Annotated in this window: 15 protein-coding genes and 1 pseudogene; 12 read left to right on the forward strand and 4 right to left on the reverse strand. The window is 71.4% G+C overall.

Annotation, left to right across the window (positions count from 1 at the left end; translation table 11 throughout):
- Positions 1-76: 76 nt before the first annotated feature.
- The 8 genes and pseudogenes from I4J89_RS26290 to I4J89_RS26325 form a co-directional block, all read left to right on the forward strand.
- Positions 77-1,174, forward strand: a pseudogene (locus I4J89_RS26290) (glycoside hydrolase family 65 protein); the annotation flags it as partial.
- 373 nt (positions 1,175-1,547) lie between these two features.
- Positions 1,548-2,012, forward strand: coding sequence for a helix-turn-helix domain-containing protein (locus I4J89_RS26295; RefSeq protein ID WP_196416753.1), 465 nt, complete (start codon positions 1,548-1,550; stop codon positions 2,010-2,012).
- Position 2,013: 1 nt separating this feature from the next.
- On the forward strand, positions 2,014-2,550 hold the full coding sequence (locus tag I4J89_RS26300; protein WP_196416754.1) for a hypothetical protein: 537 nt from the start codon (positions 2,014-2,016) through the stop codon (positions 2,548-2,550).
- Entirely contained in the window at positions 2,547-3,749 is a 1,203-nt protein-coding gene (locus tag I4J89_RS26305; protein ID WP_196416755.1) for an MAB_1171c family putative transporter, read from the forward strand. Before I4J89_RS26300 ends, I4J89_RS26305 begins: the two co-directional genes overlap by 4 nt.
- On the forward strand, positions 3,727-4,341 hold the full coding sequence (locus I4J89_RS26310; RefSeq protein ID WP_196416756.1) for a phosphatase PAP2 family protein: 615 nt from the start codon (positions 3,727-3,729) through the stop codon (positions 4,339-4,341). Before I4J89_RS26305 ends, I4J89_RS26310 begins: the two co-directional genes overlap by 23 nt.
- Positions 4,342-4,486: 145 nt before the next feature.
- A complete protein-coding gene (locus I4J89_RS26315) occupies positions 4,487-5,302 on the forward strand; it encodes an alpha/beta fold hydrolase (RefSeq protein WP_196416757.1) in 816 nt (271 codons plus the stop codon).
- Between the two features lie 109 nt (positions 5,303-5,411).
- On the forward strand, positions 5,412-6,521 hold the full coding sequence (locus I4J89_RS26320) for a globin domain-containing protein (RefSeq protein ID WP_196416758.1): 1,110 nt from the start codon (positions 5,412-5,414) through the stop codon (positions 6,519-6,521).
- Positions 6,522-6,593: 72 nt separating this feature from the next.
- The gene (locus I4J89_RS26325) at positions 6,594-7,412 is read left to right on the forward strand and encodes a poly(ethylene terephthalate) hydrolase family protein (RefSeq protein ID WP_230859619.1); all 819 of its coding nucleotides are present in this window, start codon (positions 6,594-6,596) and stop codon (positions 7,410-7,412) included.
- A 344-nt stretch (positions 7,413-7,756) separates the two neighbouring features.
- Here I4J89_RS26325 and I4J89_RS26330 read toward each other — a convergent pair whose 3' ends face one another.
- Together I4J89_RS26330 and I4J89_RS26335 are read right to left on the reverse strand one after the other, a co-directional pair.
- The gene (locus I4J89_RS26330) at positions 7,757-8,254 is read right to left on the reverse strand and encodes a hemerythrin domain-containing protein (protein WP_196416760.1); all 498 of its coding nucleotides are present in this window, start codon (positions 8,252-8,254) and stop codon (positions 7,757-7,759) included.
- On the reverse strand, positions 8,251-8,601 hold the full coding sequence (locus I4J89_RS26335) for a winged helix-turn-helix transcriptional regulator (RefSeq protein WP_196416761.1): 351 nt from the start codon (positions 8,599-8,601) through the stop codon (positions 8,251-8,253). The genes I4J89_RS26330 and I4J89_RS26335 overlap by 4 nt, the downstream gene beginning before the upstream one ends.
- 56 nt (positions 8,602-8,657) lie before the next feature.
- Here I4J89_RS26335 and I4J89_RS26340 point away from each other — a divergent pair, with 56 nt between their 5' ends.
- Positions 8,658-9,503 carry an SDR family oxidoreductase gene (locus tag I4J89_RS26340; RefSeq protein ID WP_196416762.1) on the forward strand — a complete coding sequence of 282 codons (846 nt, stop codon included), beginning with the start codon at positions 8,658-8,660 and terminating at the stop codon, positions 9,501-9,503.
- An 8-nt stretch (positions 9,504-9,511) separates the two neighbouring features.
- Here the strand turns inward: I4J89_RS26340 and I4J89_RS26345 are convergent, their stop codons facing one another.
- Positions 9,512-10,147: a LysE family translocator gene (locus tag I4J89_RS26345; protein WP_196416763.1), complete on the reverse strand. Its 636-nt coding sequence runs from the start codon at positions 10,145-10,147 to the stop codon at positions 9,512-9,514.
- Positions 10,148-10,434: 287 nt separating this feature from the next.
- On the opposite strand from I4J89_RS26345, the gene I4J89_RS26350 reads away from it, so the two are divergent.
- Genes I4J89_RS26350 through I4J89_RS26360 form a run of 3 tightly spaced genes read left to right on the forward strand, consistent with a single transcriptional unit; the run spans position 10,435 to position 12,658 of the window.
- The gene (locus tag I4J89_RS26350; RefSeq protein WP_196416764.1) at positions 10,435-11,148 is read left to right on the forward strand and encodes a FadR/GntR family transcriptional regulator; all 714 of its coding nucleotides are present in this window, start codon (positions 10,435-10,437) and stop codon (positions 11,146-11,148) included.
- 47 nt (positions 11,149-11,195) lie between these two features.
- Complete coding sequence (locus I4J89_RS26355) at positions 11,196-12,023, forward strand: sterol desaturase family protein (protein ID WP_196416765.1); 828 nt, start codon at positions 11,196-11,198, stop codon at positions 12,021-12,023.
- Positions 12,020-12,658 carry a lysoplasmalogenase gene (locus tag I4J89_RS26360; RefSeq protein WP_196416766.1) on the forward strand — a complete coding sequence of 213 codons (639 nt, stop codon included), beginning with the start codon at positions 12,020-12,022 and terminating at the stop codon, positions 12,656-12,658. Before I4J89_RS26355 ends, I4J89_RS26360 begins: the two co-directional genes overlap by 4 nt.
- Before the next feature lie 187 nt (positions 12,659-12,845).
- Here I4J89_RS26360 and I4J89_RS26365 read toward each other — a convergent pair whose 3' ends face one another.
- Positions 12,846-14,027, reverse strand: a complete 1,182-nt coding sequence (locus tag I4J89_RS26365) for a S8 family peptidase (RefSeq protein WP_309238487.1) — start codon at positions 14,025-14,027, stop codon at positions 12,846-12,848.
- Positions 14,028-14,068 lie beyond the last annotated feature (41 nt).

A 14,068-nucleotide genomic window follows, 5' to 3' on the forward strand; every position in this document is an offset into this window, starting at 1 on the left:
GGCCGCCCCCCCCCCCCCCCCGCCCCCCGCCCCCCCCCCCCCCCCCCCCCCCCCCCCCCCCCCCCCCCCCCCCCCCCCCACGACCGTGGTCACCCTGCTGCCGCCCGGCGAGCGTCTGCGGATCATCAAATTCCTGGGGTACGGGTGGAGCACGTCCCGCTCCACCGAGGCGCTCCGCGACCAGATCGCCGCCGCCCTCATCGGAGCCCGGTACGCGGGCCGGGACGGTCTCCCCCGTGAACAGCGCGAATACCTCGACGACTTCTGGGACGCCGCCGACGTGGAGATCGACGGTGACCCGTCGTTGCAGCAGGCCGTCCGGTTCGGGCTGTTCCACGTGCTCCAGGCCGGTGCCCGCACCGAACGCCGGGCCGTCCCCGGCAAGGGCCTGACCGGTCCCGGCTACGACGGGCACGCCTTCTGGGACACCGAGGGCTACGTGTTGCCGCTGCTCATGTACACCTGCCCGCAGGCGGCCGCCGACGCGCTGCGCTGGCGGCACTCGATCCTCCCGCAGTCCCGGGACCGGGCCCGCACCCTCGGCCTGGCGGGCGCCGCGTTCCCGTGGCGCACCATCACCGGCGAGGAGTGCTCCGCCTACTGGCCGGCCGGCACCGCGGCGCTGCACCTGAACGCGGTGATCGCCCGGGCCGTCGACCGGTACCGGCGGGTCACCGGCGACACCACCCTCGAGGCCGACTGCGGCCTGGAGATCCTGGTGGAGACCGCCCGCCTGTGGGTGTCGCACGGTCACCACGACGCCGACGGCGTGTGGCACATCGACGGCGTCACCGGCCCGGACGAGCCGGAGACCTGGCGGGCCAGCGCGCACGCCGTGCACGTGCCCTTCGACGAGCGGCTCGGCGTGCACCCGCAGTCGGAGGGCTTCACCCGGTACGCCGCCTGGGACTTCCCGGCGACCCGCCCGGAGAAGACGCTGATGGACCAGGCCACCTACTTCCAGCTCTACCGCCGGCAGGTGGTCAAGCAGGCCGACCTGGTGCTGGCCATGCACTGGTGCGCGGAGGAGTTCACACCGGAGCAGAAGGCCCGCAACGTCGACTACTACGAGCGGATCACCGTCCGTGACTCGTCCCTGTCGGCCTGCGCCCAGGCGGTGATGTGCGCCGAGGTCGGCCACCTGGAACTCGCACACGACTACGCCTGGGAGGCAGGTGACCACGTCGGAGGCGGTGGAACGGCCGGTGGTCCCGATGGAGCCGGTGCTGCCACCCCCGCGGCAGCCAACCGGATACGCACCCGCCCGAAGCGGTGGGTGAACTCGCTCCCTCCACCGGGGAGGCTTTGCGCGATCGGCTTCACCGAGGGCGTGGCGCTGCGGCGCCGCGCCGTCCCTCGTCCCCGTGATCAAGGCCGACGCGCCGTACCTCCCCGATGGACACCGAGGAACCACACATCAATGTCAACTGATGAGGTCCGGTACGCTACGTGCGCGTCGGATCGGTTGACAGCGATGAAGAGCATACGCATGATCGCGCGACTCGTGTCAACCGACCAGCCGTTCAGTTGACACAGGGAGGGCGACGGTGAGCACCACATCAGGCGGTCGTCCGCTCACGACAATGCAGGATCGGCTCAACTATCTGTTCGAGACGGTCCGGCCGGTGGGCAAACCCCGATACTCGGTCCGTGAGGTGGCCGAGGCCATCAAACGCGACCAGGGCTTCGACATCTCCGCGGCGTACATCAACTACATCTGCACCGGCGAACGCGAGAACCCGGGCGTGCAACAGGTCCGCGCCCTGGCCTGCTTCTTCGGTGTGCCCGCCTCGTTCCTGCTCGGCGACGGCGACCAGAGCCAGATCGCCCGCGAGCTCGAACAACTCCGTGCCGCCGTGCGGTTCAAGGAGAAACTCCAGGCCGCCGACGACGCCATGAACGACCCGTGCGTACGCGTCATCGCGATGAAGGCCCGCGGCCTGTCACCGTCGCACCTCAAACTGGTCTCCGCGATGCTCGACCAGGTCCGCGAGATCGAGGGCCTGCCGTAACGTGCGCGCCCGGGAGATCCGCCGATACGAGCAGCTGTTGCGCCGGCTGGACATCACCATTCCGGTGCCGTTCGACGCGCGTACCTTCAGCGAGCACATCGCCGACAAGCGAGGCCGGCCGATCCACATTCTCCCGATGGACACCAGCGACGCCACCGCACCCTGTGGCCTGTGGCTGGCCACCGCCAAGGCCGACTACGTGGTGGTCGACAACCGCGCTCCCGCCGTGCTGCGCGAGCACATCCTGCTGCACGAACTCGCCCACCTGCTCTGCGACCACCGCGGACGCCTGCGCCTGGACGCCGCCGACCTCAGCTTCGACTTCCTCGACCCGGCCATGGTCGAACGCGTCCTCGGCCGGACCAGCCACTACCCCGACGCCCAGGAACGCGAGGCGGAAGGGGTGGCCAGTGTGATCAGCCGCTTCGCCGCCCGCCGGTCCCCGGTCCCGCGCCCCCGCGACGACGCCGACGAGCGCACCGCCGCGCTCGACCGGGTCAGTTCCGCGCTCGCCGCCGACCGGAGCTGGAAGACGTGAGCGACTACACCCCGCTGCTCGCCGGAACCGTCGCTTTCGCCGCCCTCGTACCCAAGACCACCCAGCTGCTGCGTGACCCGGGCAACCCGGCCCTGCGCGCCACCTGCGGCGTGCTGGCCAGCCTCGGCGCCGCCCAGGTCATCTCCTGCGGACCCGTCTACCACGTCATCGGGCAGGTCAGCGGCGTGCCGAACCTCGGCCGCTATCTCATCCACCTCTGCGCGCTGATCGCGGCGGCCGCCGTACAGTCGCTGTTCCTGCATCTCGGTGATCCGGCTACGGCCCGGCGCCGGGCCGCCCACCGCTGGTTGCTGCTCGCCCTGGCCGCGGCGATCATGGGCGCGGCCGTCGTGGTCGCGGACTTCTCGGTGGAGGACGCCGAGAACTTCGCCGACCGGTACGCGGGCGCGCCCTGGATGCGCGAGTACATGATCAGCTTCCTGGCCTACCTGGCCCTGGCGATGGTCGACATCATGCGGATGTCGATCCGCTACGCACGCCAGCTGCCCGCCTCCGCCCTGCGCCTCGGCCTGCGGCTGCTCAGCGCCGGCGCCCTGGTCGGCCTGGTCTACGTCGTGCACAAGGCCGTCTTCATCCTGGTGATCTCCCTGGGCGGGGCACTGGCCTGGTCCGAGGGGCCCGTCTCCCAGGCGCTCATCGGGCTGGGCATCATCCTGGTCAGCGCCGGCCTGGTCATCCCGTCGATCGTCCGGGCGGCGAACGCCCTGCGGCAGTGGCCCGGCCAGTACCGGCTGTACCGCGCCATGTACCCGCTGTGGCGGGCGCTGCACGACCTGGACAGCGCGGCCACCCTGCACAAACCCCGGCGCCGCCCGCCGCTGTCCACCCTCGGCGTGGAGACCTACCGCCGGGTCATCGAGATCCTCGACGGGCTGCGCCGCCACGACGGCTATCTCGACCCGGCCGCCGGCGAGCAGGCCGCCGGCGCGGCCATCGCCGCCGGCCGTACACCGGAGGAGGCCCGGGCCGCCGGGGACGCCGCCAGCATCGCCGCGATGATCGACTACCTTTCGCGTACGCCCCAGGCGTCCCGCCGGCCGCCGAGACCCTCGACCGCCCTCGCCGTTCCCGAAGAACCCGATCTCGACGCCAGCGTGCGGCACCTCGCCGCCGTGTCGAGGCTCCTCCCCGCCGCCCTCGCCCAGCTGGAAGCCCATGACGACGCAGTCACCCGCTGAGACCCGCCCCGCCGACCGGGTCGCCCGGCTGCTCACCGAGATCCTCTCGCCCGCCGTGCTGGTCGCCGCCGTCCTGATCGCCGTCGCCTGGCAGGCCGCCGAGAACGCGCTCACCGCTGCGATCTGGGGTGTCATCGCGGCCGCCGCCGCCAGCTTCCTGCCGATCGCCTACATCCTGCACGGCGTACGGCGAGGCGCCTGGACCGACCGGCACGTCGGTGTCCGCGCCCAGCGCACCCTGCCCCTGCTGGTCTGCCTCGGCTCCACCGCCTCCGGCACCCTCGCCCTGTACGCCGCCGGCGCGCCCCGCGACCTGCTCGCCCTCATCGCCTGCATGGCCGCCGCGCTGGTCGTCGCCACCCCGATCACCCTGGTCGCCCGCTGGAAGATCTCCATCCACGCGCTCGTCGCGGCCGGTACCGCGGTCACCTTCACCGTCGTTTTCGGACCCTGGCTCGGCTTCACCTGGCCGCTCGCGGCCGCTGTCGGCTGGTCCCGGGTGCGCCTCGGCGACCACACCGCCGCCCAGGTGATAGCCGGTGCCGTGGTCGGTGCGTGCGCCACCGGTCTGCTCTACCCGGAACTCCGCTGACGATCATGACTGGACGCGCAGCGTTCGCTCGGTTAACGTACGGTGACGCCGTTGCGAGTTCTTCCCCCGTGGAATTCGCAGCGGCGTTTCTCTGTGGACGATCGCGCCGTGAGCGCGTTCAACCCCGGCGGCGTACGCTGCCCGCATGGCCACGGTCAGTGTGAATGGGATTACGCTGCGCTGCGAGGAGTGGGGCTCGGGCCTGCCGATCCTCGGGATCCACGGGATCGCGGGTTCCGCGCGGCTGTGGGCCGGTGCGGTGCCCGAGCTGTCGGCGCGCGGCCGGCTCATCCTCTACGACCGGCGCGGATGCGGGCGCAGCGAGCGGCCCGTGCCGTACGAGCGGACCAGCATCGCCGAGCACGCCGACGACGCGTACGCGCTGCTGCACGAGCTGGACGCGGTACCGGCCGTGCTGATCGGGCGCAGCTACGGCGGTGAGGTCGCTCTCGACCTGGCCCGCCGCTATCCGGACGCCGTCATCGCGCTGATTCTGTTGGAACCGGCGTTGCCGACGCTGTCCGCGCCGATGCGCTCGTGGTGGCGCACCGTGAAGCACCGGGTCAACGCGGCCGGCAGCCCGGACGCCGCGGCAGAATGTCTGATCCGGGAGGTCTTCGGTGACGGCGGGTGGGACGGGCTGCCCCGTGACGTCCGCGAGGTGTTCCGTGCCAACGGACCCGCCGTGCTCGCCGAGGTCAACGGGGAGTGGACCGCCCCGGACGCCCGTACCTTCGGCGGGCTGAACCGGCCCACCCTGCTGATCTCCGCGGCCGACTCCCCGCCGCCGTTCCGCGCCGCCGACCAGGCCCTCGCCGGCCTGTTGCCGCGAGTCCGTCACGAGATGGTCGGCGGCGGCCACCTGGTCGACCCGGCCGGGCCGCAGGTGCTGGCCTTCCTCGACGGCGTCCTGCGCGAGCGGGCCGATCTCGCCCCGGACCGGCCGGGGCGCGGCGACTGACCCGCCTCGATGGTCCGGATCGCCGGGACGTCGCACACCGTGTGCGGCGCGAAGCCGGTGGGATGGCGACGCTGATCAGCGTCAGCCGATGTCGGACCGGGGAGCGGGAATGGCCGATCTGACGAACGTACTCAATGAGAGCTGGAGCCTGGTCGAGGAGCGGAGCGACCGGGTGGTGGAGCACTTCTACGCGCGCCTCTTCCTCGCGTATCCGCGGCTGCGAGACCTGTTCCCGGTGGAGATGGCGGCGCAGCGCGACCGGCTGCTGGCCGCGATCGTCCGGGCCGTGCGGCAGCTCGGCGACCCGGCGCGGCTCGACGAGTACCTGCGCGGTCTCGGCCGGGACCACCGTAAGTACGACGTGCGGCCGGAACACTATGCGCAGGTCAAGGTGTGCCTGCTCGACGCGATCCGGGTACACGCCGGCGAGCGCTGGAACGACGTCTACGAGCAGGCCTGGAACGACGTCTACGACCTGATGGCCGCGAAGATGATCGCGGGTGCGGAGGGCGGTGACGAGCCGCCGTACTGGAACGCGGAGGTGCTCAGCCACGAGCGGCGCGGCCGGGACGTCGCGGTGTTCACCTGCCGGCCCCGGCAGCCGTTCACCTTCCGCGCCGGGCAGTACGTGAGCCTCGAGTGCGCACACCGCCCCCGGGAGTGGCGCACCTACTCGATCGCGAACAGCCCCCGCCCGGACGGCACCCTGGAGTTCCACGTGCGCGCGACCGGAACGGGCTGGGTGTCCAGTGCGCTGGTGCGCCGGCTACGGGCCGGTGACCTGCTGCACCTGGCCGCGCCGATGGGTTCGATGATCCTGGACACCGCGTCGCGCCGCGACGTCGTGCTGGTCGCCGGTGGCACCGGGCTGGCGCCGGCCAAGGCGCTGCTCGGCGAGCTGGTCAAGTACAACCGGACCCGCTGGGTGCACCTGTTCCGCGGCGAGCGCCAGGGCGACGGCTTCTACGACCGGGAGCACCTGGACCGGATCGCCGAGAAGTATCCGTGGCTGAGCATCGTGCGGGCGGTCAGCGACGAGCCGGGCTATCCGGGGGAGCGCGGTGCGATCCACGACGTCCTGTCGCGGCACGGGCCGTGGCGCGACCACGACTTCTACGTGGCCGGGTCCGCGCCGATGGTACGGGCCACACTGAGCCGGCTCGCGGAGATGCGGATCCCGCCCACCCGCGTCCGGTACGACGCCTTCACGGACTGCTGAGGCGTCGTACCGGCGATTTCACCGATTCGCGGTCGCCGAATATCGACAATCGTCTATTTAATGAGAACACCCATGCGATTGCTGACCGCCGCCCTCGCCGGCATGCTCGCCGCCGTGGGCCTCGCCGCACCCGCCCAGGCCGCGCCCGGCGGCACCGGACCGTACCCGGCCGACTACGAGACCACCATCCGCCTGTTCAACCACACCATCTACCGCCCGAGCACCCTCCCGGCCGGGCTGACCCTGCCGATCGTCGCCTGGGGCAACGGCGCCTGCCGGGCCGACGGCACCTGGTTCCAGAACATCCTCAAGGAATTCGCCTCGCACGGCTTCCTGGTCATCGCCAGCGGCCGCCCGGGCGGCACCGGCAGCACCGACGCCGACATGCTCATCGACGCCATCGACTGGGCGATCGCCGAGAACACCCGGCTCGGCAGCAGGTACCGCGGCCGGATCGACACCACCCGGGTGGCGGTCATGGGCCAGTCCTGTGGCGGGCTGGAAGCCGTCGAGGCGTCTGCGGACAGCCGGGTCGACACCTCGGTGTTCTGGAACAGCGGCCTGCTCAGCGATCGGGACAACTACCAGCTCGCCCGGCTGCACGCTCCGGTCGCGTACTTCACCGGCGGGCCGGACGACATCGCGTACCCCAACGCCGTCGACGACTACGGCCGCCTGCCCGCCGGGCTGCCCGCGTTCCTCGGGCACCTGCCGGTCGGCCACTACGGCACGTTCTCCGAGCCCAACGGCGGAGAGTACGGCCGGGTCGGCTCGGCCTGGCTGAAGTGGCAGCTCAAGGGCGACCAGACCGCCCGGGCGCTGTTCGTGGGATCGCCGTGCGGTCTGTGCTCGGGCACCCGCTGGACGGTCACGAGCAAGAACCTCGGCTGATCAACTTATCGGTGGCCCGCCGATTAGGCGGGCCACCGGAGGGAATGGTTCACCAGGACAGCGGATGGGAGGGTGACTGGTGAACTGGCTGGAATTCGCGATGCTGCACACGGACGAGCCCTGCACCGTCGAGGTCGAGGCGGTCAAGGGCACCAGAGGCTTCGCCGAACCGATACCGGTCGGCCCGTGCGTCATCGCCGACGGCACCGTGTTCTGCCCGCCGGACACCGTCGCACCGCCCGGATCACTGCTCACCCTGCCGGACGGTGACACCGCCCGCGTCGTCGACGTCCACTACCTGGATCCGCAGGGCACCCTCCTGCCGGAGCACCTGCAACTCGAGGTCACTCCTCGAGCTGCAGGAACGCGGGCGGATTCGCCCGCCACTCGGGCACGTTCATGTCGTTCAGTACGGCGATCAGTTTCTTCTCCTCGTAGATGAAGTGCGTCTGGATCACCGCGGACAGCGCGACCAGCTCCGCCCGCACCTTCGGCTCCGCCGCCGGATCCGGCTGCTCCGGCAGTCCGTCGAGGAGTTTCCGCAGGTTGCCGAGGAGCCACTCGATCTGATTGTGGTCGGTCTTGAGCTCGGACAGCACCTGCCGCAGCTCCGGGACCTCCGCCGCGATCGCCGGGAACGCGGTACGGTCCTCGCCGGTGTGATGCCGGGTCAGCGCCGAACAGAACGCCAGGCAGTGCGCGCGCAGATCGGTCGGCGGCAGCCCGCGCCCGGCGAAGTAGTCGTCGATGCCGTCGGTCAGGTCGTCGAGCATCTCCCGCAGCCAGATGTGCACCTCGAGCAGCTGGTTGCCGAACGCGGCCACCCGGTCCCATGACGTCATGCCGGGTTCGCCTCGCCCCAGACCAGCATCGCGTGCAGGATGCCGCCCAGGCTGTGGCCCCGCTCGGTCAACTCGTACACCACCCGGGGCGGCACCTCGGCATGCACCGTACGGGTCAGGATGCCCTGATGTTCCAGTGACCGCAGTCGATCGGTCAGGGTCTTGGCGCTCGGCGTCCCCACCGCGGCCCGCAGCTCACCGAACCGCTTCGGCCCGCTCAGCAGCTCGCGCACCACGAGCGTGGCCCACTTGCCGTCCAGCACCCGCAGCGTCCGCTCTACCCCGCACCCGGCGACCCTGGTCTCGTCGACAAGCTGTTTCAGCTGCTCAGGCCCAATGGTTTCCATGCGGAAACAATATAACTTTCTGGGTACTGCTTCAGCCGCGGAACTACGGTCACCGCATGACCGAGACCACCGTCGTCGTGCACGGCGCCACCGGAACCCAGGGCCAGGCCATCGTCCGCTCGTTGCGTGCGGCCGGCCATCGCATCCGCGCCGTCACCCGCAACCCCCGCCCCTCCACCGACCCGGCCGTCCAGTTCGTCCCCGCCGACCTGCTGGAACAGGCCTACCAGGGCGCCGACGCCGTCGTCGTACAGCTGCCGCTGGACTTCACCGCCGACACGCCGGGCCGGGCGGACACCATCCTCGCCGCGCTCGCCACCGCCGGCGTACCCCGGGCGATCTTCAACACCGGCGGCGGCATCCCGCCCGCTGACCCGATCGGCGTACCCTTCGTCGACGCCCGGATCCGCCTCGCCGCCGGCCTGCCGCACGCCGTTCCGGTCGCCTCGGTCGTCGGCCCGGCGAGCACCTACCTGGAGAACCTCGCCGCACCCTGGTCCCACCGCCTCCTGCTCGACCAGGGCGAGCTGCGCTATCCGCTGCCGGCCTCGGTGCCGAACCCGTGGGTGGCGGCCGCCGACCTGGGCGCCGCCATCGCCGACCTGATCACTGCCAGCACGCCGCCCGCGGCCAGGCTCGTCGCCGGCCCTTCGGCCCTGACCGGCCCGGAGCTGGCCGCCGAGATCGAGGCCGCGATCGGCCGCCCGGTCCGCTGGCACACCATCGAGCCGGCCGAGTACGCCCGGATGCTCGCACCGCACCTCGGCGACACGATCGCCGCCGGCATCGCCGGCGCCTACACCAACCCGGCGCCGCCGCCGAACCCCGCCCTCATCACGCACGGCCTGACGAGCGCGAAGGCCTGGGCCGCCGAGACGTTGCTCCCGCACCGGGACGCGTGACGGACTGGTCAGTCCCCGCGGCCGGTCAGTGCGACGGTCACGCCCAGACCGACCATGGCGACGCCACCGGTGCCGCCGACCGCGGCCATGCGGCGGGGTGAGCGGGCGAACCAGTCCCGCGCGCCGGCCGCGGTCAGGCCCCACAGCCCGTCGCAGACCAGTGCCATGGCCGTGAAGCAGAGGCCGAGCAGGAGCATCTGCGCGGTGACGTGACCGGCGGAACGGTCCACGAACTGCGGCAGCACGGCGGCGTAGAAGACGAACGACTTGGGGTTCGACACCCCGACGACCAGACCCTCCCAGAGGGTGCGCCAGGTGCCGCGCACCGAGGCGGGACCGTCCACCGGCGCCGCCAGGGCACGCCGGTGCCGGAACGCCTGCACGCCGAGATAGACCAGGTAAGCCGCGCCGAGCAGCTTCAGGATCGTGAACGCGACGAGCGAACGCTCGACGATCGAGCCGACGCCCAGGGCGACCAGCGCCACGGCCAGGTAGGCACCCAGCGTGTTGCCGAGCACCGAGATCAGGGCGACCCGGCGCCCGTAGGCCAGCGCTCGCCCGATCACGAACAGCACGCTGGGTCCCGGGATCACGATGATCACGAATGCCATGGTCAGGAAGGCGGCCAGCCGTTCCACGCTCATCTCAACCCCCGCATCGATGGTCTTGCCAACGTACCCGGCTCCCGGGCCGAGGTTTGCTTGCCGGTCACTCTCCTTCTTCGGTACGCGTGATCGGCGCCCCGCCGAAGCCGACTCGTGCCCGCCGTCCCGCGCGAGCCGGGCCTTGCGTCCCGGCCTCAGCGCGGCCGCCGGGAAACACCAGTCCGTCGCGCTGCGCGAGGCCCGCCGTAACCGGCAGGCAGACCCCGACCAAAGCGACTGGTCCAACCAGTTGACGGGTTGATGTGAGGGCGGGCACACTTCCGGGCATGACGTTCGAACCGTTGTCGCGGGAGTCCGTGTCGGACCAGGTGTTCGGCCGGTTGCGGGATGCTGTCGTGGCCGGGCGGTATGCGGCCGGCGATCCGCTGCCCAGTGAGCGGGAGCTGGCCGCCGCCTTCGGGGTGAACCGGCACGCGATCCGGGAAGCGCTGCGCCGGCTTCAGCAGCTCGGCCTGGTCCGGGTGAGCCAGGGCGGCGCTACCCGGGTGCAGGATTGGCGGGCCACCGCCGGGCTGGACCTGGCCATGACACTCGCTGCCGCCGAGGACGTGCTGCCGGTCGCGACGCTGAACCGCGACGTGCTGGAGATGCGGGCCTGCATCGGCGCCGACGCGGCCCGGCTCTGCGCCGAACGCGCCGAGCCGTCGGCGCGGGATCTGATCGCGCGGGCGGTGGAGGAGTACGCGGCGGCGGTGCCCGACCTGGCCCGGATGGCCGAGGCGGACCTGGCCCTGTGGCGGCGGATCGTCGAAGGGTCCGGCAACATCGCCTATCTGCTGGCGTTCAACAGCCTCACCGCCGGAGCGCTCGCCGTCGGGCACATGCCGCCGCAGCGGCGTACCGCGGAGCTTCTCGACGTCGCCGCGCACCGGCGGCTCTCCGAACTGATCGGCGCCGGTGACGCGGCCGGTGCCGAAGGCGCGGCCCGCGCCCTGCTCAGCGCGGCCGTCGCGGCCGAGACGGAATCGCCCCGGCCCTGATCCGGCTTGCTCGCCTGACTCCAACGCACAGATGGGACCCCTCGCCCATGATCCCTGCCGTCCTCTATGCCGTACCCGCGTTTCTCCTGCTCATCGTCATGGAGTTCCTGTCGTTCCGGTTCCTGCCGGACGACGAGGAGCGCGGCTACGAGGCCCGTGACACCGCCACCAGCCTGTCCATGGGCCTCGGCAGCCAGATCATCGGCGTGCCGTGGAAGCTGTTCACCGCGGTCGCCTTCGCCGGGTTGTACGTGATCAGCCCGTTCAAACTGGACCCGCACGACTGGTGGGTGTGGGTGCTGCTGTTCTTCGCCGACGATCTCGCCTACTACTGGTTCCACCGGCTGCATCACGAGGTCCGGGTGTTCTGGGCCGGGCACGTGGTGCACCACTCCAGCCAGTTCTTCAACCTGTCCACCGCGCTGCGGCAGAGCTGGACGCCGATGACCTCACTGCCGTTCTGGCTCGGGCTGGCGCTCATCGGGTTCCCGCCGTGGATGATCTTCCTCCAGCAGTCGATCAGCCTGGCGTACCAGTTCTTCCTGCACACCGAGCGCGTCGACCGGCTGCCCCGGCCGATCGAGTGGTTCTTCAACACCCCGTCGCACCACCGGGTGCACCACGGCTCGAACGACCCGTACCTGGACCGCAACTACGGCGGCATCCTGATCATCTGGGACCGGATGTTCGGCAGCTTCGAGCCCGAGGGTGAGCGGGCCAGGTACGGACTGACCACGAACATCGAGACGTACAACCCGCTGAAGGTGGCCACACACGAGTACGCGGCGATCTGGCGTGACCTGCGGTCCACATCGAACTGGCGGCACCGCGCCGGCTACCTGTTCGGCCACCCCGGCTGGCAGCCCGCCTCATGAGCCTGCCGTTGAGGTTGTTCGCCGCTGCCGCGACGGTCGAGATCGTCGCGGTGGCCGCGGACTGGACCGCCGTGCAGTGGGTGGCCAAGCCGCTGCTGGCCCCGCTGCTCATCTGGCATCTGCTGCGGCACCGGAGGCCGGACCCGGTGGTGGTGGGGCTCGCGTTCGCCACCGCCGGCGACATCGCGCTGCTGGTGCCGGGGGAGCCGGCGTTCCTGACCGGGATGCTGTTCTTCCTCGGCGCGCAGGTCAGCTTCATCGTCGCCTTCGTGCGGCGGGGCCGGCCGCGGTGGTGGGTGTTCGCCGGATACGGGCTGCTGTGGGCGGTCGCGAACGCGGCGCTGTGGGAGAGGCTGGGCGCTTTGCGCGTACCGGTGCTGCTCTACAGTCTGGCGCTGACCTCGATGGCGGCGGCAGCGGCAGGGGTTTCCCGGCGCGTCGCGGCCGGTGGCGCACTCTTCCTGATCTCCGACCTGCTGATCGGCCTGGGCGCGGCGGGCATGCGCCCGCCGGCGCACGGCGTGCTGGTGATGACGACGTACGCGGCCGCTCTCTTCCTGATAGCGACCGGCTGGGCCGGTCAGCGCCCTGCGGTGGAGGCCCACCTTGGGCCGGCCCGGTCGGTCAAAGCTTGAGGATCGCGATTGCCTCGCGTTCGCCCGCCGTTACGTCAGGTGGTGCTGTTTCCCGGCGGTCGCGTTTCCCGACGGCCGTCCGGTGCGCCAGCGGGACCATCCGCGGCGCTGGTGGCCGGCCGGAGGACAGTGTGGGGAGCCCGGGTGGGACCGCACCCGGGCTCCCCGCACTGATGGGGAGAGGGGTCTAGAAGGCGCCCGTGTAGAGCAGCCGGTTCGGCGAGCCGGAACCGGGGCTGCTCACCACGCCCGTGGTCGCGTTGCTGACGATGGCGCTGTGCACCTGGGCCGGTGTGGAGCCGGGCTGGCCGGCCAGATACAGCGCGGCCGCGCCGGCGACGTGCGGTGCCGCCATCGACGTGCCGCTGATGGTGTTGGTGGCGGTGTTGCTGGTGTACCAGGCCGAGGTGATGCCGATGCCGGGCGCGAACAGGTCGACGCAGCTGCCGCGGTTGGCCCAGGACGGCTTGGCGTCGCTGCTGTTGGTCGCCGAGACGGTGAGCGCCTGGGTCACCCGGGCCGGTGACTGGGTGCAGGCGTCGAGGGCGAACAGGCCGAGGAAGCCGTTGCCGGCCGCGATCGAGTAGCTGACTCCGGAGGCGATCGACGCGCGTACCGCGTTGTCCAGGGCGGTGTCGGCGCCGCCGCCGAGGCTCATGTTGGCGACGGCGGGCTCGACCGCGTTGGCCGTCACCCACTCGATGCCGGCGACGACCTGCGCGGTCGTGCCGCTGCCCTGGCAGTTGAGCACCCGCACGGCGTACAGCTGCACACCCTTGGCCACGCCGTGTGCTGTGCCGCCGACGGTGCCGGCGACGTGCGTACCGTGGCCGTTGCAGTCGTCGGCGGCGCCGCCGTCGATGGCGTCGAAGCCGCTCGAGGCGCGCCCGCCGAAGTCCTGGTGAGTGGTGCGGATGCCGGTGTCGATGATGTAGGCCCGCACGTTCGCCGCGGTCGTGTTGAAGTTGTACGCCTGGTTCAGCGGGCGGTTGCGCTGGTCGATGCGGTCCAGGCCGTAGGACGGCGGGTTGGTCTGCGTGTCGGAGATCCGGTGGACGACGTTGGGCTGCACGAACGCGACGTCCGGGTCGGCGGCCACCTGCCGCGCCTTCCGCGCCGACATGGTCGCCGCGAAACCGTTGAACACCCTGCGGTACGTGTGAGCCACGGTCGTACCGTGCTCGGCGGCGACGTCGGCAACCTTGCCGGACTTGAGGACGACGACGTAGCTGTCCGGCACCACTTCGGCGCCGCGCACCGTCAGGACGTCCGCTTCGGCGGGCGCCGCCTGCACTCCGGTGGCCAGTCCGAAGACCGACAGGACAACGGCGCCGGCAACAGCGGCGCCGCGACGAATGGCTGTTCTCACCTGAACCTCCCCACGTTGGGTGGTCACGCAACCACGTCAGG

This window comes from Actinoplanes aureus, from assembly GCF_015704865.1.
GTDB classification, from domain to species: domain Bacteria; phylum Actinomycetota; class Actinomycetes; order Mycobacteriales; family Micromonosporaceae; genus Actinoplanes; species Actinoplanes aureus.